At 48.8% G+C, this 22,144-nt stretch carries 21 protein-coding genes; 14 read left to right on the forward strand and 7 right to left on the reverse strand.

Annotated elements, in window-relative coordinates; genetic code table 11:
* Window positions 1-15: 15 nt before the first annotated feature.
* From IPL71_RS15700 to IPL71_RS15730, 7 genes are all read right to left on the reverse strand, one after another.
* Window positions 16-1,452, reverse strand: a complete 1,437-nt coding sequence (locus IPL71_RS15700) for a trimethylamine methyltransferase family protein (RefSeq protein ID WP_345323225.1) — start codon at window positions 1,450-1,452, stop codon at window positions 16-18.
* A 72-nt stretch (window positions 1,453-1,524) separates the two neighbouring features.
* Entirely contained in the window at window positions 1,525-2,358 is an 834-nt protein-coding gene (locus IPL71_RS15705; RefSeq protein WP_345323227.1) for a carbohydrate kinase family protein, read from the reverse strand.
* On the reverse strand, window positions 2,300-2,668 hold the full coding sequence (locus IPL71_RS15710) for a hypothetical protein (protein ID WP_345323229.1): 369 nt from the start codon (window positions 2,666-2,668) through the stop codon (window positions 2,300-2,302). Before IPL71_RS15710 ends, IPL71_RS15705 begins: the two co-directional genes overlap by 59 nt.
* Window positions 2,669-2,761: 93 nt before the next feature.
* Window positions 2,762-4,744 carry an FAD-dependent oxidoreductase gene (locus IPL71_RS15715; RefSeq protein WP_514130805.1) on the reverse strand — a complete coding sequence of 661 codons (1,983 nt, stop codon included), beginning with the start codon at window positions 4,742-4,744 and terminating at the stop codon, window positions 2,762-2,764.
* Window positions 4,690-5,190 carry an NAD(P)/FAD-dependent oxidoreductase gene (locus IPL71_RS15720; protein ID WP_345323231.1) on the reverse strand — a complete coding sequence of 167 codons (501 nt, stop codon included), beginning with the start codon at window positions 5,188-5,190 and terminating at the stop codon, window positions 4,690-4,692. Before IPL71_RS15720 ends, IPL71_RS15715 begins: the two co-directional genes overlap by 55 nt.
* 97 nt (window positions 5,191-5,287) lie before the next feature.
* A complete protein-coding gene (locus IPL71_RS15725; protein WP_345323398.1) occupies window positions 5,288-5,863 on the reverse strand; it encodes a DeoR/GlpR family DNA-binding transcription regulator in 576 nt (191 codons plus the stop codon).
* Window positions 5,797-6,075: a DeoR family transcriptional regulator gene (locus IPL71_RS15730; protein WP_345323233.1), complete on the reverse strand. Its 279-nt coding sequence runs from the start codon at window positions 6,073-6,075 to the stop codon at window positions 5,797-5,799. The genes IPL71_RS15725 and IPL71_RS15730 overlap by 67 nt, the downstream gene beginning before the upstream one ends.
* 152 nt (window positions 6,076-6,227) lie before the next feature.
* On the opposite strand from IPL71_RS15730, the gene IPL71_RS15735 reads away from it, so the two are divergent.
* From IPL71_RS15735 to IPL71_RS15800, 14 genes are all read left to right on the forward strand, one after another.
* On the forward strand, window positions 6,228-7,037 hold the full coding sequence (locus IPL71_RS15735; protein ID WP_345323235.1) for a CBS domain-containing protein: 810 nt from the start codon (window positions 6,228-6,230) through the stop codon (window positions 7,035-7,037).
* Between the two features lie 157 nt (window positions 7,038-7,194).
* Window positions 7,195-9,627, forward strand: a complete 2,433-nt coding sequence (locus IPL71_RS15740; protein ID WP_345323237.1) for a GcvT family protein — start codon at window positions 7,195-7,197, stop codon at window positions 9,625-9,627.
* 129 nt (window positions 9,628-9,756) lie between these two features.
* Complete coding sequence (locus IPL71_RS15745) at window positions 9,757-10,695, forward strand: phosphotransferase (protein WP_345323239.1); 939 nt, start codon at window positions 9,757-9,759, stop codon at window positions 10,693-10,695.
* A gap of 144 nt (window positions 10,696-10,839) precedes the next feature.
* Window positions 10,840-11,715, forward strand: a complete 876-nt coding sequence (locus tag IPL71_RS15750) for a class II fructose-bisphosphate aldolase (protein WP_345323242.1) — start codon at window positions 10,840-10,842, stop codon at window positions 11,713-11,715.
* Window positions 11,716-11,822: 107 nt separating this feature from the next.
* Entirely contained in the window at window positions 11,823-13,064 is a 1,242-nt protein-coding gene (locus IPL71_RS15755; RefSeq protein WP_345323244.1) for a pyridoxal phosphate-dependent aminotransferase, read from the forward strand.
* On the forward strand, window positions 13,061-13,780 hold the full coding sequence (locus IPL71_RS15760; RefSeq protein ID WP_345323246.1) for an HAD-IA family hydrolase: 720 nt from the start codon (window positions 13,061-13,063) through the stop codon (window positions 13,778-13,780). Before IPL71_RS15755 ends, IPL71_RS15760 begins: the two co-directional genes overlap by 4 nt.
* A gap of 83 nt (window positions 13,781-13,863) precedes the next feature.
* A complete protein-coding gene (locus IPL71_RS15765; RefSeq protein WP_345323248.1) occupies window positions 13,864-14,388 on the forward strand; it encodes an NUDIX hydrolase in 525 nt (174 codons plus the stop codon).
* Between the two features lie 159 nt (window positions 14,389-14,547).
* Window positions 14,548-15,705: a serine hydrolase domain-containing protein gene (locus IPL71_RS15770; protein ID WP_345323250.1), complete on the forward strand. Its 1,158-nt coding sequence runs from the start codon at window positions 14,548-14,550 to the stop codon at window positions 15,703-15,705.
* A gap of 107 nt (window positions 15,706-15,812) precedes the next feature.
* On the forward strand, window positions 15,813-16,505 hold the full coding sequence (locus IPL71_RS15775; protein WP_345323252.1) for an ankyrin repeat domain-containing protein: 693 nt from the start codon (window positions 15,813-15,815) through the stop codon (window positions 16,503-16,505).
* Window positions 16,506-16,594: 89 nt separating this feature from the next.
* The gene (locus IPL71_RS15780) at window positions 16,595-17,911 is read left to right on the forward strand and encodes a polymer-forming cytoskeletal protein (protein WP_345323255.1); all 1,317 of its coding nucleotides are present in this window, start codon (window positions 16,595-16,597) and stop codon (window positions 17,909-17,911) included.
* Window positions 17,912-17,989: 78 nt separating this feature from the next.
* Window positions 17,990-19,921, forward strand: a complete 1,932-nt coding sequence (locus tag IPL71_RS15785) for a TIGR03960 family B12-binding radical SAM protein (RefSeq protein ID WP_345323257.1) — start codon at window positions 17,990-17,992, stop codon at window positions 19,919-19,921.
* A gap of 7 nt (window positions 19,922-19,928) precedes the next feature.
* Window positions 19,929-20,453: a hypothetical protein gene (locus IPL71_RS15790; RefSeq protein WP_345323259.1), complete on the forward strand. Its 525-nt coding sequence runs from the start codon at window positions 19,929-19,931 to the stop codon at window positions 20,451-20,453.
* A 2-nt stretch (window positions 20,454-20,455) separates the two neighbouring features.
* Window positions 20,456-21,085: a TIGR03936 family radical SAM-associated protein gene (locus IPL71_RS15795; RefSeq protein ID WP_345323261.1), complete on the forward strand. Its 630-nt coding sequence runs from the start codon at window positions 20,456-20,458 to the stop codon at window positions 21,083-21,085.
* Between the two features lie 65 nt (window positions 21,086-21,150).
* Window positions 21,151-22,119, forward strand: a complete 969-nt coding sequence (locus IPL71_RS15800; RefSeq protein WP_345323263.1) for a PrsW family intramembrane metalloprotease — start codon at window positions 21,151-21,153, stop codon at window positions 22,117-22,119.
* The last annotated feature ends 25 nt before the right edge of the window (window positions 22,120-22,144 follow it).

Genomic DNA, 22,144 nt, shown 5'->3' on the forward strand with positions numbered 1-22,144 from the left:
AATTTGATTTAAAACCTATTCTATCGGCTTCAACTCACCCGACACCATACCAGGAAATTCAGCACGAAGTTTCCCTTCAATTTCAGGGGAGAGAAGTGAATCTGTATGGGTCGTCATGATCTCTTTCACGCGTTTCATCGCACGCGCTTGAATATCCATTGAGCCCTTCTTGACCCAGGCCGTACGCGCATCACGGTCTGCCAGTTTGGTCATAACCGCTTCGGTCTTCATACGGCTGATCGTGTGCTTGGCAACGATAAACGAGCCGCCCGGCCCGACCTGTTTAATAAGATCGAGCGCCAGGTCTTCCGGCCCAAACGATATGCCGTGTTTGACGCGCTTCATCATCTGCGCAACTTCATCGTCGATCACTGCCTTTGCAAAATCAAAGGTCTTCAATGCGTCGATCAAACCGCCGATATTGAACATATCCATACCGCCCAATACGCCGCCCATACCAGACATACCCGTTTCATATCCTGCCTGCGCATCGTTTATCTTGGCATTTGTCAGACCTATATAACCGCCGCAAGGCACATTATAAAAACGGGACATTTGCGCGAAAGCCATATGCAGCATACCGCACTCAATCGCGCCAGATGTATACGCGCCCGAACGCATATCTGCAACAGTAGCCAATGTGGCGTAGATCGTGGGCGTGCCTTCCTTCACCATTTGCATCAAAACTGCAGTGGCAAGAAATTCAGCATTGCCCTGCGCCAACGTCCCTGCCATCGACATGGGCGAAGTAAGCCCCGCATTTGGCACAATGGTCGGGTATACAGGCAAACCTTCCGCTGCAAAATACATTACATTTTCAGTGGAGAGATTATCCATTGATAACGGCGAAACGGTCGGGCAGTAATGATGCGTCAGGAATGGATGTTCCTTATATGCCTCTTCTCCACCGGCAACAATATACGCCATTCGCATCATGGAAAGCGTATCTTTGTGATCGGTAGTGGTAGCACGGATCGGTTTGAGACAATACTTGAGAGCAGGATACAGTCTCGAGATTGTGAATTGATCCGCCGGCGCGTCATCCGCCAAAGTGGAAATGGAGAACATGTCGTAGCCTGGAAGTTCATTGATCAGATGCGCAATCCGCGCGATATCACCCGACTCAGCGCGTCTTTCCTGACCTGTAACCGGGTCGATAATATCTGGAGCAGAACTCGCCGTTACAATGACCGGGCTATCCCGTGGAATCGTTTTATCAAATTTGGGATCACGTGCGTAAAAGGTAAAGGTGGGCGGAACCATCTTGCGGTATTTTTCCACGATCTCACGCGGAAGTTTAACCCGCTCGTCCACCACAATACAGCCATGTTGTTTAAATATTTCACGTGCAGGTTCATAACGAACCTTTAAACCAACCTCCTCAAGAATTTCAAGCGAGGCATCATGAATTTGTTGTACCTGTTCCTGGGTAAGAAGTTCTGCAAATGACATGGTTCACATCCTTTTATTAATAAATTCCCTGCACTCTCCGCCACACATGATGACGGCAAGATGCGGGCGGAGTTATCCTACCAATGATTTTTTGATCTTTTTTCTGTGCTGGGTTTTCTTTTTTCTGTGCTGGGTTTTCTTTTTTCTGTGCTGGGTTTTCTTTTTTCTGTGCTGGGTTTTCTTTTTTAGCATTAATTTTTCCGCAAGTTTTTTACCTTCTGTCATCAGCGGACTTTGCTGTGCCTGCGAGATCAACTTGTCAATTTCAAAGAAGCGATTGTCACGATAGACCATACGGTCAACGCGCAATGTGGCAGCCAGCGCCTTAATATCTTTTACGGGAAACATTTTCAAACCCGAACGTGTGACCTTCATCGAAGCTGCAGCGATCGCAAAGCGGACAGAATCTTCCAAACTCCATTTTTTCAGATAGGCATAAATAAAACCTGATGAAAATGTTGCGCCCGCACCCGAGCCGTCTACAGCCTTAACCTTCGGCGCATGAATGCGGACAATCTCATCATCCTGAACCACCATGCAGCCCTGACTCGCCATGGTGATGATCGCGGTCTTAATCCCAGCCTTGAGCAATTTCTTCGCCACTGAAAGCATGGCGCCCCTTTTTCCAAGCTGCGCAGCATCGGTCACTGCCTGACAAATCGTGGCGCGGCTGGCGTATTTCTCCATGATCTCGGGGTCATTATGTCCATGCTCAAGGTTGAGGAAGACAGGCACATTACGCCGGCGGGCTTCATTCATCGCGCGGATGATGTGATCGCCATCATACCAATCGACATACATCAACTTCGCGCCAACCAACATCGACAGATCTGCTGTATCAAGCGTCTCAATATCTCGCGTGAACGCGCCAGAAATAAGTACGCGCGCCAGTTTTATCTGAAACATTCACCTCAAGTGGCGTTTTGTACTTATTTGTAAATCGAACCTCTCCCTGCACACCCATATCTTCCAAAGTATCAGCAACAAAGTGTCCAAGCAGATCATCACCAACCGCGGTGCCGATCATGCCGGTAGGAACACCCCATTGACGCAGGTTACACGCGATGATCGCCGCGTCATCATAAACATATTCACTGACTTGATGCACGATCGCGCCAGTATTATGTTTGGGTAGTTTATCCAACGCCATGATGTAGACGGGGGTCAACATGCCAAAGCCAACATAGGCGGGAGGAGTTTTATGAATGGAAGGCATTTATTTAATCACCACACAGTTTCACAAAGGACCACGAAGGACACCAAAGTGTTTAAAGCTTTGTGTACCTTGGTGTCCTTCGTGGTTAATGAATTATGCACGCACTCTTTCGCCTTTCGGGTCGAATAGCACAGTGGCTGTCACTTCCGCTTCGCGCCGGCCCTCTATCAGGTCAATAATGAAGCGGTTGCCTTGTTTAGCCAATTCGATCGGCAAATAGGCATATAAAATATTCTTCTTCAATGTAAAGCCATGTCCACCACTGCGGACACGGGTGAGAACTTTGTCTTCGTGATAAATAGCTTCACCGCCGTATATCTGGGTAAAGTCATCACCGTCTGTTAATACAAGTGTGCAGAGTTTGCGTTTGAGACCTTCCTGCTTTTGCTTGACGAGCGCCTCACGTCCGATAAAATCACCTTTATCAAGATGAACGCAAAAACCGAGACCGCCTTCGTAGGGAGTTTCTGACGGTGTAATATCGGTGGTGTAATAGCGGAAACCTTTTTCAAGGCGCAGTGAGTCGAGCACTTTGTAACCACCGACTTCGATTCCAAATTCCTTGCCTGCTTCCATTAACATATCAAAGATCATTGTGGCGTTCTGGTTGGGAATGTAAAGCTCCCAGCCAAGTTCGCCCGCATAACTTACACGCTGAGCATACACCTTCGCTCCATTAATATCAATCAATCGTGTCATCAAAAATGGATGCGCCGCATTGGAAACATCATCCTGTGTGACTTTCTCTAAAACCAAACGTGCCTTCGGCCCCCATAATGCCAAACAGGCATATTCCTGCGTAATATCCCGGATGGATACTTCACCGTCTTTTTCATCCACGTGCATTTGAATGCGGGCAAAGTCATTGCCGATAAAACCGGAACCTGTGATGACCCAGAAATGTTCTTCGCCCAAACGAGTGACGGTCAGATCAGATTCGATTCCGCCTCGTGTGTTCAAAAATTGAGTATACACTGCGCTGCCAACCGGTTTGTTGATATCACTATCGGTTAAGCGCTGTAACAAAGGTAAAGCGCCTTTGCCCTTCACTTCGATCTTTCCAAATGAAGTTAGGTCAAACAGCGTCACACGTTCACGCGTGGCTTTGTGCTCTTCACCAAGCCGATCAAAGAACGGAGGCTTGCTCCAGCCCCATTGACGTTGATCTTCGCCCATGCGGCGTGACGGTTTGCCGGGCTCAAAATAATTTACACGCTCCCAGCCGAATTTTTCACCAAAGACTGCGCCATGTTCCAGCAAACGATAATGCACCGGACTCACCCGATGCGGACGTGCCCATTCATGCTCATCATGCGGGAAGCGCAAACGATAGTAATACTTCACACTCTCGCGTGTCTTCTCTGCGGCATATACCGGGTCTGAATAATAATTTCCAAAACGGGTGGCGCGGAAACCATACACATCCATTGGCGCTTCACCGTCAACGATCCACTCGGCCATCAACTTGCCCATGCCGCCCGCGCCGCCGTATCCATTCAATGACATTCCTGCCAAAATCCACATGCCGCGTGCGCCGGCCATTGGTCCAAGCAAAGGTTGGCAATCCGGTGTGTACGCGCCGGGATGACGCACCAACGTAATAATCCCCGCCTGATCCAAAAATGGCAGACGGCGAATCGCGCCTTCAAGCAGCATTTCAAATTGATCAAAATCCCCGGGGAAACTCTTACTGCCATGTTCCCACGGTGCGCCATCGATCCAGCGCGGCAAGGGATTCGGCTCATAGCCGCCGATCACAAGTCCGCCCTGCTCCTGACGCATGTACACTAAATTATCAGGGTCACGCAAACAAGGCGTATCCGCTGCGAACTCATGCCCAGGCACAGCACGCAATGCAATATGTTGATGATCGACCGGAGTGGTTGGGATGTGAAGACCAGCCATGGCAGCGATGCGCGGCGCCCACATACCTGCCGCGTTGACAACGATCGCGGTTTTGATCTCGCCCTTATCTGTTACTACTCGTTCAATTTCACCTTTCGCTGTGAGTTTTATCCCCGTCACTCGCGTATTGGTGTTGACTTCCACGCCCATCTCTTTGATGATGCGCGCCATTGACGTCGTTGTCGTATACGGGTCAAGCTGACCATCGCGAGGCAGATAAATTCCGCCGTATAAATCTTTTTTGAAATCTGCGGCATGATCTTCAAGGCTTCATCAGGTGAAATAATTTCACAATCCAAACCCAATGCTTTTGCGCGGCTGACGCTTCGTTCCATCTCAAGCAATTGCTCCCTGCTTGAAGCAACTCGCAAACTGCCGACATGATTGAACAATCCCAACTCACTGTACAACTCAATGCTATACATGCGGAACTTCAACATGGCCTGTGACGTGGCAAACTGTGTCACCAATCCCGCCGCGTGGGAAGATTCACCACTGGCGATCTCACCTTTCTCCAACAACACAATATCCTTACGTCCCAACTTCGCAAGATGATACGCGATATTAACTCCGTAAATTCCACCGCCAATAATAACGATCTCTGCTTGATCTTTCATGTTCGCTCCATGAGATAAGTATTTTAAAGTAAAACACGTACACAAGTAAACCAACTGACCTATGCTTACTTGTGTACGTGTCTACAAACTCTACCGCTTACACACTTTCATCCCGCGTCATCAACACTTCGATGGAATGCTCCGCGAGATCTTCCACAGCAGACTTGCTAAAACCTTCATCTGTAACCAGTTTATCGATCTCATTAATATTCGCGATCTGAAAATTGGAGACCACACCCCATTTACTGCGATCAGCCGCGACGATGATCTGCCCCTTGGTGCGCTCGATCATACGCCGCACAACTTCCGCTTCGGGATCGGTCGGCACCGTGCAGCCGTGCTTAAGACTGACCCCGTCAACGCCAAGGATAACTTTATTGGCATAGACCATGCTCAGGCTGTCGAGAGCGAAGCGGCCTGCCAAAGAGTTGGAACGTGACTGGAACTCGCCCCCTGTCAAATAGTAGTGAAAGCCCGGGTCGCCGATATCCGCAATGGCACTGACGTTATTCGTAAACACGGTAATGCGCGAATCTCTGCGGATATGATGCAAAACTTGCGTGGCTGTTGTACCGCTATTAATAAAAACAATATCGCCATCTTCGATCAGAGAAGCGGCGAGTTCACCAATACGTTTTTTTCTTCGGGGTGATGCTGTGCGCGCTGTTGATATTCCTGTTCAAAGATCATGCGCTGACTTAAGATCGCGCCCCCATGAGTGCGTTCCAAAATTCCCTTTTGCTCCAGCCACTCCAGATCACGGCGGACAGTGGCTTCGGAAGTTTCCAATAGATCACACAGATCCACCGAACGGGCGATCTGATGAATTGCCAAATATTCCTGAATTCTTTCGCGGCGTTGGGCTGGGATAAGAGGTTTGCTCATCCGAAGGATTATATAAGAATTTGAAGGAATTTGCAAGTTTTTGACTTTTTTATTATAATCTGCACACTTCCTTTCAGGAAACGTCCCGCAGGTTTTTACGAAGTAATAGCACCCCTTCAAACCTGCGGGACGATGATTTTATGGAGTCATACATGACCAAACTTGTAAAAGATCTCATGCACCCGGGCATCATCACCTGCAAACCCACAGCCACATTGGGGCAAGTCGCTGTGCTGCTCAATCAACATCAAGTACATGCCTTATTTGTCACAGATCGTGATGGGCGCATTCTGGGATTAATTTCAGATTTTGACTTAATGGCGGGCGAATGGCTTTCTTCGGATTCTGAAAGTTTGACGGCCATGCGAAAATTAACCGCTGCGGATCTTATGACGCGGCCAATTGATTCTGTTGAAGCAAGCATTCCCCTCTCTGAAGCAGTAGACCAGTTCATCGAAAAAGGGATCAGCCGTTTGCTGGTCACTGAAAACGAAAAACCTGTCGGCATTATTTCCCTCTCCGATTTTGTAGCCAGCATTGCAAATGAAATTAAATCAAAGCGTGAAACCGTTGGCGATGTGATGTCGCACGCGATCCTTGTCTGCCGCGGAAAGACTCCTGTCGCATCCGCCGCACGCGCAATGACATCCGCTGGATGGCGCTCGGTGTTGGTTGTAGACATCAAAGGAAAAATCCTCGGCGTGGTCAGCGGCTACGATCTTTTGCGCTTTGTCAAAGAAGGCGTGGATGAAAATCTGGTCGTACGCGATGTGATGCACCCCGCATTGACCATTGACCGTCAAGCCAGCCTGCGCGAAGCCGCCGACATGCTGATCCAAAACCATCACCACCGCCTCGTCGTGATCGACAAAGACGACCCCGATTCATTCCCCATCGGCGCACTCTCCACTTTCGACATTGTGGCAGAAATGGCAAGGCCTGATTCAGTTTGGCAGAAGTAATAGAAAAACTTAAACACGAAGGACACTACACCTGCCCTGGCGGGCGGTGCCAGGGAGTACACAAAGTAAGAGCAAGGCATTAATTCAAAAAGGTTTTGATTTTCCTTAGTGACCTTCGTGACCTTTGTGTTTAAGATTTTATAAGGAGACAACGCACATGACAGAATTTCCAACACAGGCACAAGTTGTAATCATTGGTGGCGGCGTAGGTGGAGCGAGTATCGCTTATCATCTCACGCTTATGGGCTGGAAAGATGTGGTGATTTTGGAGAAACACGAAATCACATCCGGCTCAACATGGCACTCGGCGGGGCTTGTTGGCCAAATGCGTTCAGATGCAAATCTAACACGCATGATGCACTACAGCACTGACTTGTATCGCAAACTGAAAGCAGAAACGGGACAAGACACTTCGTGGCGCGAAGTCGGTGGGATTCGCCTCGCTTGCTCGCCAGAACGCATGGAAGAAACCAAGCGTCTGGTCGGCATGGCTCGTTCCTTCGGCGTTCCCATGGAATTGATCTCGCCCAAAGAAGCGCAGGATATGTTCCCGCTCATGTCATTGGACGGTGTACTCGGTGCGGCGTACACTCCCAATGACGGAAGTATTGATCCAACCGGATTAACCAACGCATTGATCATCGGCGCAAAGAATCGCGGCGCAAGAGTTTTCACAGACACAGCCGTTGAAAGTATCACCCTCACCAATGGCCGCGTCAGTGAAGTGGTTACAAATAAAGGCACGATCAAAACTGAGATCGTCGTCAATGCCTCAGGTATGTGGGGACGTGAGATCGGCAAAATGGTCGGGTTGAATCTGCCAGTTGTGCCGATGGCGCATCTTTACATTATGACCAAGCCGATTGAAGGCGTCACCAATAAATTCCCAAATCTGCGTGACCCTGATCTATTAGTCTACTGGCGCGAAGAAGTCGGCGGATTGATCACAGGCGGCTACGAACGTCAGCCCGCAACCTTTGGCATGAACGGCATTCCAAAAGATTTCAAATTCCAGTTATTGCCGCCAGATTGGGAACGCTTTACCCCCTTAATGGAAAATTCGATTCGGCGTGTGCCCGCAGTTGAAAATGCCGAAGTCAAAATGTTATTGAACGGTCCCGAAGGCTTCACACCTGATGGCGAGTTTTTACTTGGCCCGACAACCGTCAAAGGTTTCTGGGTGGCTTGCGCCTTCTGTGCGCATGGACTTGCCGGCGCGGGCGGTATCGGCAAAGTCATGGCCGAGTGGATCATCAACGGCAGCCCCGAATGGGACATGTGGCGTTTGGATGTGCGCCGCTTTGGTCCGAACTACAACAGCATTAATTACACCGTCGCACGCACCTTTGAAACCTATACTCAATACTACGACATTCACTATCCCGGCGAAGAAAGAATGTCCAAGCGCAATGTGCGCACCTCCCCCACGTATTATCGCCTGCGCGACCTCGGTTGTCACTTCGGCGAAAAGATGGGCTGGGAACGTCCGAACTGGTTTAAGAAATATGAAGAACTCGCTACGCACGGTCACGAACCAAAAGGCTGGGCACGTCATAACTGGTCACGCGCCATCGGCCACGAACATTTGATGACCCGTGAAAACGCTGGCCTCTTCGACGAAACTTCGTTCAACAAATTTGAAGTGCGCGGACCAGGCGCCTTGAACTTCCTCAACACCGTCTGCTCGAATCAAATTGATGTGCCGGTTGGGCATTTGGTCTACACCCAATGTCTCAACAAACGCGGCGGCATCGAATGCGATTTCACGGTTACTCGCCTTGCAGAAGATCGCTTCTTCATTGTTACGGGCACGGCATTTGGTCAGCATGATATGTCGTGGCTCTCACTCAACATGCCCGAAGATGGCTCTGTCACCCTTGAAGATGTCGGCTCGTCCTACGCTTGTATCGGCATGTGGGGACCGAAGGCTCGCACTATTCTCGAAAAGGTCACTTCGGATGACGTGTCGAATGCGGGATTCCCCTACATGACGAATCGGCGCATCAACATTGGCGACATCCCAGTCCTCGCTTCGCGCGTAACGTACGTAGGAGAGCTCGGCTGGGAGTTTTACTGCCCGACAGAGTACGGCCTGCGACTCTGGGACACCCTTTGGGAAGCCGGCGCACCTGAAGGTATGGTGGCAGGCGGCTATAAAGCGATAGATACACTGCGTCTTGAAAAAGGCTATCGCTATTGGAGCGGTGAGATTTCTCCTGATTACACTCCTTATGAAGCAGGTCTTGGTTTTGCAGTGAAACTTGATAAAGAGAACTTCATCGGCAAGGATGCTTTGGTAAAACAAAAGGCCGAAGGCATCAAACGCAAGCTTTGCACCATCACACTCGCTGACGACCGCACGATTGTGCTTGGCAAGGAACCGATTCGCATCGGAGATGATATTGTCGGCTGGGTGGCTTCAGGTGGATTTGGCTATTCGGTGAATAAGTCCATTGCTTACGCGTATCTTCCAATGGAACACGCGAAGGTTGGAACAAAATTACAGGTTGAATGTTTCGGGGAGCAAGTCGGCGCGGAGGTGGCGCAGGCTGTGCTGTGGGATCCCAAGGCTGAGAGAGTTCGTCAGTAAACAGAATCAAATTAGAGATTAAGAAAGATGCGTCATCCAAACTTCGCCAAAGGAGGTTGTCGGTTCAGGATAATTTAATGGAAGGCCTACTCGCAAGCAAAAATCCTAATCCTGTTTGGAGAAAATGCCATGTCAACACTCGCAATTGATAAAGCCATTGATAAAGTTCCGTTTCTAGCCGGGTCGAAGAATATTAAAAAAATTCCTTTGAGCGGCGGAATTACAAATTTGAATTTCAAGGTTGAAGCAGACGGCAGGTCATATGTGATCCGGCTCGCGGGCGAGGGGACGGACCAGCTCGGTATTAAACGTGATGTGGAATACGCTGCGAATTATGCGGCGGGACAAATGGGGATCGCACCTGAGGTGGTATATTTTATCGAGCCTGAGAATTACATCGTGACGCGCTTTGTGACCGGCAAGCCGATTCCGCCTGATGTGATCAAGCAGCCTGATTATCTGGCGCGTGTGGCTAAAAAATTGCGCCTCTTTCATATGCGCGGGCCAAAACTAAAAGGCGAGTTCAACGTCTTCCGCCGCGTTGAAATGTTGACAAAGGTTTCAAAAAGAAATAACGCAAAGTTTCCGCATGATTGGGATTGGATCATGCAAAAAATGAAGGAAGTGGAAAAGGCGCTGGCGAAAGATCCATACACGCCCACTCCAACACATAATGACTTGCTTAATTTAAACTGGCTTGAAGAGGAAGTAGCCGGCGATATTGGAGAGATCCGTTTGCTTGATTGGGAATACGCAGGCATGGGCGATATCTTCTTTGACCTTGGCAATTTCTCTCATCACCATCGTTTAAATGAAGATCAGGTGGATAATTTCCTGTATGAATATTTTGGCGAAGTGACAGACAAACAATATGCGCGTCTGCGCTTAATGTGGCCAATGTCTGAATTGCACGAGTCAATGTGGGGCACGACACAAACGGGCATTTCCAAACTGGAAGAGGATTTTCAGGGATACGCAGATCTATGGTTCGCACGTTTCCGCACCCATGTGACAGATTATCGCTGGGATCAATGGCTGAAGGATGTTGGGAAGAAAAGCAAAGGATAAAAAGGATGAAGGATGAAAGAAGGTCAAGGTCAAAAACTGAAGGTTAAAATTTTCTAGGTTTTATTCATCCTTCATAATTCATCATTCATCCTTTTTAAGAACATACCTAAATTTTCGAAATTACCTAAACATAAGGAGAAAGACATGTCTATCGTAAATGCAAAAGAAATCATGATCGATGCCGCAAAAAACGGCTGGGCTGTGGGTGCGTTCAATATCACAGACTTGCTCCAGTTTGAAGCAGTGATCGATGCCGCCATCGAAAAACGAGCGCCGGTGATCGTTCAGACTTCGGTCAAACCGTCACAATTTTTGGGGACTCAAATGATGGTGAATATCTACCGTACATTGGCCGAGTCTGCGCCAGTGCCTGTCTGCTTGCATCTCGACCACTGCACCACCGTCGATTACTGCAAGAAGTCTGCGGATGCTGGTTACACCAACATCATGATCGATGCTTCCAAACAATCCTACGAAGAGAATATCCGCCAGACCAAGGAAGTTGTGGATTACTGCCATAGTATCGGCAACATCTCTGTTGAAGGTGAGCTGGGAACTGTAGGCGGCGTGGAAGACCAGGTTATCGTGGCGGAAGATGAAGCGCAGTTGGCAAATCCGCAACAATCTGTTGAATTCGTAGAGCGCACCGGCGTGGACATTTTCGCCCCAGCCATCGGTACCGCGCACGGCGTGTACAAGACCAAGAATCCGAAGATCGATTTCGAACGCATGGCTATCATTCACAAGATGTTGAACAGCAACGGAATCAAGACTCCGCTCGTCGTCCATGGCGGAACCGGCCTGCCTGATGATTACATCGTTAAGCTGCTGGCGGCTGGCGGCGCGAAATTCAATGTATCCACTGAGTTGAAGCGTGTGCTGATTGATGCGAAGTTCGAATACATCTCCTCACACCGCGATGAGTACGATCCTGGTAAATTGGATGTCTTTGTCCGCGATGCAACACGCAAGGCTGTAATCCATTGGATGGATAAGTTGGGTTGTGAGGGTAAGGCGTAAAAATTAGGAATTAGTGATTAGGTATTAGGTAATTCGTAATACCAAACCGACCTGACGGTTGAGACACAAATTTGAATACTAAATAAAAAATTAAGGAGTTTTACAGCATGAAAAAAGTTGAAGAATATTACGCCCCGTGGGTGAAGGGCATCCCGATGTACATTTCGGATCATATTGAAAAAGCGTGGAGAGACCCCTCATTGCATCGCATGATGTCCAATGAAAATCCACTTCCGCCATCCGATAAAGTGTTGGATGCAATGGTCAAATATGCGAAGATGGCAAACCGCTATCCCGATCAGGGATTGGTTGTCCGCAGCAAGATCGCTGAAATGAACAATGTTGATGGTCCCGGCAACGTGATGATCGGCAATGGATCCAGTGAAGTGTACGACAATATCTTCCGCATGTTCCTCGAACCCGGTGACGAAGTCATTCAGCACACACCCTGCTTCGGCATTTACGGTCTGCGCGGAACTTTGCTCGGCGCAAAGATGGTCTCTGTGCCGATGGTCTACAAAGATCACAAAATGGAATACGATCCCGAAGCCATCATCAAGGCTGTGACTGACAAGACCAAGATCATTGTCGTTGCCAACCCGAACAATCCCACCGGTAACTTCATGGATGCGAAGCATTTTGTCACAATCGCCGAATTAGGCATTCCCTTCGTTGTGGATGAAGCCTATGTCGAATATGCCGGACTCGGCATGTCACAGGTGCAGTTGACCAAGAAATACAAGAACGTACTCATCACCCGCACTTTGTCCAAGGCTTATGGTCTGGCGGGTATGCGCTTCGGCTACACCATCGCCGACAAGGAAGTCATTGACCAGATCGCCGGCTCCCTGCTCCCCTGGAACGTGGGTACGATCCCGATGTGGGCTGCACTCGCCGCCTTTGAAGACACCGAAGGACTCGCAGAACGCGTCAAGTTCAATAATGATGCAGTAGATTTCATTACCGAGTCACTCAGTGTAATTCCGGGCTTCCATATCATGAATTCCAAAGCCAACTACATTCTTTTTGATTGTGGTGAAACAGGCAAGACCGGTGCGCAGGTATTGGCTTACGCAGAAACCAAAGGCATCATCCTGCGCGGCGAGAGCAAGAAATACGGCAGCGACGGCTGGTTCCGTGTGACTGTTGGGTCTGCGGAAGAAAACAAATTGTTCGTAGACACTGTCCTTGAATTCTTTGGGATGAAGAAAACACAAAGGACAATTCAAGGAAAACCAACAAAAATAAAAGGTTCCCCTTTGTGTACTTATGTCCTTTGGGTTTATTTTTTGAATGGAGGAAATAATGTCAAAAATAAAAAGCAGTGTTCTTTGACCAGGACGGCGTGATCATTGACACCGAGCGTGACGGTCACCGCGTATCGTTCAACATGACCTTCAAGGAATTCGGTTTCACCGATGAATGGGACGTGGAGTATTATCACGAACTGCTTCAAGTCGGCGGCGGCAAGGAACGCATGAAGAAGCATTGGCAAACCAAGGGCTTCTCCAAACCGCTGACCGAGGAAGAAATTGATAGTCTGGTCAAGGATATGCACAAGCGCAAAACCGCTTTGTTTGTGGAACTGATTGAGACAGGCAAACTGCCCCTTCGCCCGGGCATTCACCGGTTTATGAAAGAAGCGATGGATGCGGGCCTCAAACTCGCCATCTGCACCACATCCAATGAACAGGCCGCGAAAGCGATCACCGAAGGTCCGCTTGCAGATATTAAATTTGAAGTTGTGCTGGCTGGTGATGTGGTTGAAAAGAAGAAACCAGACCCTGCGATTTACAATCTGGCGCTTTCCAAACTTGGCCTGACACCTGACGAAGTGTTCGTAGTGGAAGACTCCAAAAATGGACTCGCCGCCGGAAAAGCCTCTGGCGCAAAAGTGATCGTCACCACCAATCACTACACTGAGCAAGAGGATGTCAGTGCCGGTGATGTGATTGTCTCTTGTCTGGGTGATGCAGACGGCGAGAAAGCAAAACTTCGCAAAGGTGACATCAAGGATTTCGATGGCATTGTCCATGTGAAACAATTGATGGAATTGTTCGGATAAATAAAATCAACAAAAAGAAATTATCAAAGGTCAAAAGTCGAACATCTATGGCTTTTGACCTTTGACTTTTGACAGGAGCAATCATGGATGAAAAACTCGACATCGTAAATGACGAAGACATTGTCACCGGTCAGGAAATGCGATCCACTGTCCATCAGCTTGGATTACAGCATCGCGGCGTACATGTATTTTTATTTACAGCAGATGGAAAAATGCTGGTGCAAAAAAGAAGCGCAGACCGCGCAGCCTCCCCGTCCGCGCTGGATTGCTCAGTTTCAGAGCATGTCAAAGCGGGTGAAAGTTATCTCGATGCGGCCATGCGCGGCATGAAGGAAGAAATGGGCGTGGACGGTATTGAGATCAAGCCGCTTGTAAAATTCAGAATGAATTATGGCGTGAACGACAATGAAATCAGCGTATTATATGAAGGCGTGGTTGACCCGGGCAAAGTCCGCTTTGATCCGGTTGAAATTGCAGAGATCAATTATTACAGCCTGGATGAATTACAAACAATGATCGAAGACAATAATGTAAAATTCTGCGGCTGGTTTGTGGAGTTGCTAAACTGGTATTTGAAAAAACCAACGCAAATGAGTTTTATATTCTAGTAACAAATTCTCTACCGTACATTTAAGGATTAGGACGCTGATGAACGCAGAAAACGCAGATTTTTTCTTTTTATCAGCGAAAGTCAGCGTTTTTCAGCGTCCAAAAAAGGTTTTGTACGATATAGAGGTAATAAAAAAAATAATATTACAGGAAATTTCATGAGAAAAATCAAAGCCTTATTATGGGTAATCGTACTAATTTCAATAATTGCATGTGGCCTCGGAACAGAAACCCTAGGCGAACAGGAACTCCCCAATACTTCCATGCCATCCAACCCTGAAATCAATCAGGATTACAGTAATGCCAATCAACAAGTAGATGATTTCTTTGCCGGCTTCACAAATTCAGAGACGCCCGGCGAAGCGGTCATTATCTTGCAGGATGGTGAAATCCTATATCAATCGGCTTATGGTCTTGCGAATCTGGATGATGGCACGCCGCTCACCACCGATCATATTTTCCATATTGCATCGGTTGGAAAACAAATGACAGCCCTTGGCATCATGATATTGGCTGAGGAAGGCAGCTTAAATTACGATGACCCGGTTGGAAATTACGTTCCTGAAGTTCAACAATTCGGCGATGACTTCACGATCCGCCGGCTGTTGACTCACACATCCGGAATGCCTGATTACGATGATGCCATTCAGGAAGCTCTCTATGCGCGCGCAGACGAACCGACCAACGAAGACCTTGCAGTTGTGCTTTCTGAAATGGAAGAATTACCATCAACACCCGGCGATGCGTTTGAATACAGCAACCCCGGATATGATCTGTTAGCCATTGTCATTGAAAGAGTCTCAGGGCAGACCTTCCCCGACTTTATGCAAACCCGCATCTTTGATGTCCTCGGCATGACGCACACCTTCTCACTTCCCAACGCATCCCGCCGCGCTGACCCAATGGTTGCAATCAGTTACACAGGCGAATACGGCGAACCCGAAGCCTATCCCAGCGACGATCTCGATAATTTATATGGCTCAGGTTCCATCTATACCACCATCGGCGACATGGCGCGTTATGATGAATACCTCTATACAGAAAAACTTGTATCGCAATCTATACTCGCAGAAGCTTTTCAACCATCCGAATTAAATGATGGAAGCAGTGAACCCTATGGTTTCGGATGGGAGCTTGAAGAATGGAACAATGAAAATTACGTGGCGCACTCTGGCGCATGGTTGGGATTTAATTCAGATTATGTGCGCTTCCCAGACCGTCATTTTTCGGTAATCGTCCTGCTTAATCGCGACTATGACTACCCCGATGATCCGCGCATCGCCCTGAAGATCGCAGAATTATATTTTCATAACTAACAGGATTGAAAGCACATGAACAATCCATCAGACGTATAATCGAAAAACTAAATAAAAAAACCAAATGGTTGTAGACGAGTTATACTAAAAATGGGAAATAGAATTAAATGAGCATAGAATTTTTTGACGCCATCAAACAAGGAAATCTGGATGAAGTTCAACGCCTCCTTTCTTTAAACTCCAGCCTGATCCACGAAAGAGAGGAGGGTCTCAGTCCGGTCATGGTTGCTGCGTACAATCACGAGCCGAAGATCGCAGATTTCCTAGGTGAGAAAGCTGGAAGCCTCAACATCTTTGAAGCCGCCGCCACCGGAAAAACCAACCAGATCGTCCGTCATCTGGCGCGTGACCCGATGCTGGTCAATGCCTATGCATGTGATGGATTTCAACCTCTCGGGCTCGCTTGTTTTTTTGGACATTACAACACAGCAGAATACCTCATCAAAGCTGGTGCGCAGATCAACACACCTTCTCACAATTCATTCGGCGTCGCTCCCATTCAATCGGCGGCGTCAGCCGGGCATGTCAAGATCGTCATGCTTTTGCTTAATAACAACGCCAATCCTAACGTGCGTGAAAATAACGGCCTTACCCCGCTCCATGCCGCCGCGCAAAACGGGAATGCCCAAATGATCCGCTCATTGTTATTCAATGGAGCAGATCTGACCATCCGCAGTCATAGCGGAAAAATGCCAATCGATATGGCATTGGATGTGGGAAATGCCGAGGCGGCAGCATTGCTCAAAGAGGGAATCACGCGTCGGTTTAGAGAGAATCGGGTACAGCTCGACATCCAATAGCAATTTGACAAAAAGTCAATAAATTAGCAACTTCCCAGAGGTAAAGCCGTATACTTACCTTGGGAAGTTTTTTATTCAAAGGAGACCCCATGAAAACCACATACAAATTTTTATCCATTTTTTCCCTTATTGCCCTTCTGGCTCTCACTTTTGCCACACCTGCCCAGGCTTTTGATGGCCGCACGGGCGAAACCGTTGAAATCAAAGCGGACGAAGTTATTGAAGACGATGTATACGTCACCGCAACTGAATTCACCCTTGAAGGAACCGTCAAAGGTGACCTGATTGTGTTCGGTCAGACCATCATCATCAACGGCACCGTGGAAGGCGACTTGATCGCCGCCGGACAAAGTGTCATCATCAACGGCACCGTCACAGATGATGCGCGTATCGCAGGCGCGGAGTTGAAGATCAGTAAAACAGCCTCGGTCGGCGGAGACGTTGTATCAGCCGGCGCAAGCCTTGAAACAGAAAAAGGCAGCGCCATCGCGGGCGAATTGGTCATTGGCGCCGGTCAAGCCCTGCTTGACGGCAACGTCACTGGTGATGTACTCGCAGGTATCGGTTCGCTGGAATTGAACGGCGAATTCGGCGGAGATGTGAACGCCCAGGTCGGCGACCCCGAAGAAGGCGGCCCGCCCCCATCCACTTATATGCCGCAAGCTGAAATTGATTTCCCAACCGTGAAACCGGGTTTCAACATCGGCAAGGATGCGAAGATCAAAGGCAATCTTGATTACACCCAAACAAAAGATATCAAGATCCCTGCCAACGCAGTATCCGGGAAAGTTACCAGATCAGAGCCTGTCGTGGATAAAGAATTTGAATACCGCGAACCGACACCCACTGAAATCGCAACCAACTGGACCTTCGACCTGTTCCGCTCAATCGCCACTTTGACAATTTTCGGGCTTTTGCTCGGCTGGCTCGCTCCCGCGTTGATGAAAACTCTGACAGAAAAAGTGCAGAATCAACCCGCGGCTTCCCTTGGATGGGGCTTGGTCGCATACGCCGCATTTTTCTTTGCGATCCTTGTCATTCTCGTGGCAATGATTGCGGGCGGCATCCTTTTTGGAGTGCTAACTCTTGGCAGCGTAAGCGGCACAATTATTTGGATTGGTATTCTTTCCATCTTTGCCATGATCATTGGCTTCATACTCATCACCGCATTCCTGACCAAGATCATCGTGGCCTGGCTGAGCGGCAAGTTGATCCTCTCTCGCATCAACCCTGCGCTGGCTGAACACAAAGTCTGGCCGTTGCTTCTTGGGGTAGCGCTGATCGCATTACTGGTTGCCCTGCCCTACATCGGCTGGCTGTTCGGAATGTTGATTATGTTCATCGGCCTTGGCGCAATCTGGATCTGGGGCCGTGAATCCTGGGCAGCACGCAAGATCGTCGCCTGATAAATACCCAACTTATTAATAGACCGAGGATGAGAGTCCTCGGTCTATTAATTTGACAACTCTAGTATAATTTCGGCCATGTTAACTCCAGAACAGATAGAAACCAAACTCGACCGTATTCTCTTAAAGGTACAAAAGCCTGGTCGCTATGTCGGCGGTGAACTCAACAGCACCATTAAAGATTGGGACAAAGTCCAAACCAAGGTTGCCTTCATCTTCCCTGATATTTATGATATCGGTGTTTCAAACGTTGGATTAAAGATCCTCTACGACCAGATCAACCAGCGGGAGGACGCACTTGCCGAACGTGCCTACGCGCCCTGGGTGGATATGGAAGCGCTGATGCGCGAGCATGAGATTCCGATGTACACCCTCGAATCAAAACGACCTTTGGCCTGCTTCGACCTAATCGGCTTTACTCTGCCCTACGAGACTCTCTACACAAACACCCTCAACATTCTCGACCTCGCAGGCATTCCCGTCCGCTCGGCAGACCGCGACGAATCACACCCGATCATCATCGCCGGCGGACATTCCGCCACGAACCCTGAGCCAATGCACGCTTTCATTGATGCCTTTGCAATTGGCGAGGGTGAAGAAGTCATTCACGATATTGTCAACACGATACAGAAATTCAAAGCCTCGCCGAATTACAACCGAAATGAATTACTGCTCGCGCTGGCGCAAATCCCCGGGGTTTATGTTCCTAAGTTTTACGAAGCTACCTACCTTGAAGATGGCACAGTAGCGCACACGCTGCCGATCACGCCCAATGTACCCAAGGTGATAAACAAGCGCATCGTAGCCAAATTGCTTCCGCCGCCCGTGAAATTCATTGTGCCGAATATTGAGATCATTCACAATCGTGTCTCGGTCGAGATCATGCGGGGATGCACCCGCGGATGTAGATTCTGTCAGGCGGGTATGATCACGCGTCCGGTTAGAGAAAGAGGCGTGCAAGAGGTAGTGGATGCTGCAGATGCAGCCATCCGCTCTACGGGGTTTGAAGAACTCGCCCTGATGTCGCTCTCCTCTTCAGATTACACCTACATCAATGAATTGGTGGATGCGATCAGCAAACGCTTTGAAGGCCGCAAGTTGACCGTTTCACTTCCATCGCTGCGCATTGAATCTGTTTCAGTGGATTTGATGGACAAACTAAAACAACATCGCTCCGGCGGATTCACGCTCGCTCCCGAAGCCGCCAGCGAACGCATGCGCCGTATTATCAATAAATTCATTCCTGACGAAGAGATCATCAATACCACACGCGATATTTACAGCCGCGGCTGGACGACCATCAAGTTATATTTCATGATCGGACATCCCAGCGAAACGATTGAAGATGTGCAGGCAATTGTTGACCTGTCCAAACTCGTCATCGCCGAAGGACGTAAAGTGGCGGGCTGGAAAGTTAAATTAAATGTGGGTGTCAGCACTTTTGTACCCAAACCGCAAACTCCCTTCCAATGGGTTTCCTGCGACACACGCGATAATATTTTGGAAAAGCAGGCACTGCTCAAACGGCAATTGCTCAAAGACAAGAGCATCAAATTAAGTTGGACAAAACCCGAAGACACATTGCTCGAAGCCTGGCTTACACGCGGTGACCGCCGCATGGCAGAAGTAATTTATACAGCTTGGAAGAACGGCGCAAAATTTGATGCCTGGGGCGATGAAGTTAAAATACAAACTGCCTGGATGCCTGCCTTTGCAGAGCATGGACTTGACCATGCATTTTATACACATCGCCAGCGCCGCACAGATGAAGTGTTCCCGTGGGAGCATATCACCGCTGCAGTGCGCAAGAACTTCCTGTTTCAAGATTTCCGTCAATCGCTCGAAGGCCAGATCCGCGTGGATTGCCGGTTGAATTGTTTTGCCTGTGGAATTTTGCCAACCTTTGCGAACCTGAGACGTGAAAATCCCGGCGAAGGCTGGAAGTGTCCTGATGTAAAAAGCCCGGCAACCCAGATCATTAGTAACGAATTGTCAGTTGTGGGTGATTAAGAATCCCGTGGACAAGATCACCTTTCTCCCCCGCTTGCAGCGCGAGCGCGATAAATTTGAAATCCTGCTCAATCAGGTTGGCTTTAAGCACCAAATGACAATGAATGGCGTTGTTGGCAGCTTGTCAATCAAAGATCTGCTGGCAGACGTGCTCACACGCGAGCAATTCATCGCAGATCGTTTGAACGAGATCCTGCACAACGAATCCTATTGGACAAGCACCTCCCTCATCGCGCTGGAAAATTTCAGGCGCGATCACGGCTACCCGGATTACGAATCCCCGCTGATCGAAAAGGAAAAACTCGATCAAGTAGTGACTTACAAATACAAGAACATCGGAGTGGATGATATTGTTGAGCTGGAACTCGCAGCATATGCAAATATCGTTTCTGTGCTTGAAAAACTGTCGCACGACCAATGCCTTGATAATGATATTTTTCATCGCATTGCAGAACATACCTACAAATCCTATCGCCGCGCCAGTATTGAAATTAACCGCTGGCTAAAATCCATTGCATCGGAATCAAATTAAATATGCGAGTACGCATTACATTTACAAAACAAGGCGCACTGCGTTACACAGGTCACCTTGACCTGCATCGTTTATGGGAGCGCGCCATGCGCCGCGCAGAACTTCCCATTAGTTATTCGCTCGGATTTCATCCACAGCCAAAGATCAGTCTCGCCGCCGCCCTGCCGTTGGGATTCTCTTCACGCGGCGAAGTGCTGGATGTGCGCCTCAACGAAGATATTCCAGTGGATGAGATCGCTGTCCGCTTGAAGGATAATCTTCCGCCCGATATTCAGGTGACAAAAATTGAAAGCGTGGATGAGCGCCAGCCCGCGCTGCAAACCCAGGTGCTCTCAGCGGCGTATGATGTCCATTTGACAGAACCAGTTGTCGGGGCGGAATTGAATCGCAAAGTCGAAGAAATCATGATGACCGAAACCCTTCCGCGTGAACGCCGGGGCAAGTTTTATGATCTCCGTCCGCTGATCGAAATGTTAAGCGTGGTCACAGAAGCCAATGGCAAAGTCTGGCTGCGCATGACTCTCTCTGCGCGTGATGGCGCCACAGGCCGCCCCGAAGAAGTATTAAGTGTACTGGGGATCGAACCAGAATACACCCGTGTGGAAAGAACCCGCCTGATCTTTCAGGGGTAAAAACAATAACCCGAAAAACCATCCTCATGCCTGGCTGAAGGCAAAAACAAAATAGGAGAAGTTATATGGCGCTAATCGTATCCTTATTCTTTGGTTTTGTTCCCATGTTTATGTTTGCCGTTTTTGTATACTGGCTGGACCGTTACGAAAAAGAACCCAAAGCGCTGCTCGGAGCGGCCTTCTTTTGGGGCGTGGTGGTCGCGGCTGGCGGTGCTTTTATTATCAACACCGCATTTGGTTATGGCATCTATATTTTCACCGGCTCGGAAGTTGCCGCCGATGTTGGAACCACATCGATCGTTGCGCCGCTCGTTGAGGAATTCCTCAAAGGACTTGCTGTTGCGATCGTGTTCTTCATGTTCTATAAAGAATTCGATTCCATTTTAGACGGAATCATTTATGGTGGTATCGTAGCCTTGGGTTTCGCGGCCACGGAAAATACGCTTTATATTTTCCGCAATGGATACCAGGAAGGCGGATGGGGCGGCTTGTTCCTGCTTGTCTTTATCCGCGTTGTGATCGTGGGCTGGCAGCATCCATTCTATACCGCCTTCACAGGCATCGGTTTTGCCATTGCACGCACAAATAAAAATCTGTTCATTAAATTAATTGCCCCCCTGATCGGCTTCGGGGTAGCGGTGACCACTCACGCTTTCCACAATACTTTTGGAGGCCTGATTGGCGGTTTCAGCGGTCTCGCGGCCGGCACATTTGTAGATTGGATCGGCTGGTCATTCATGCTGGGCTTTATCCTATGGATGATCAATAACGAACGCAACCTCGTCAAGCATCACCTGCACTCAGAAATGCTATCCGGCCTGATCACGCCGCCGCAATATCAAAAAGCGCTTTCCCCCTGGAACATGACCACAGCCGGCCTACACGGAAAGTCCACCGCCCGCTTCTATCAAGTCTGCGGTGAACTGGCTCACAAAAAAGAACAACTGGCAAAACACGGCGACGAAGGCGGCAATCTGACCGCAGTAGACAAACTACGCGCTGAACTCGCTTGGCTTTCTCCACAGGCGAATTAAAGTCCACGCTTCTCACTTAACGCAA

It is taken from the genome of Candidatus Villigracilis proximus, from assembly GCF_016717045.1.
Taxonomy (GTDB): Bacteria; Chloroflexota; Anaerolineae; order Anaerolineales; family Villigracilaceae; genus Villigracilis; species Villigracilis proximus.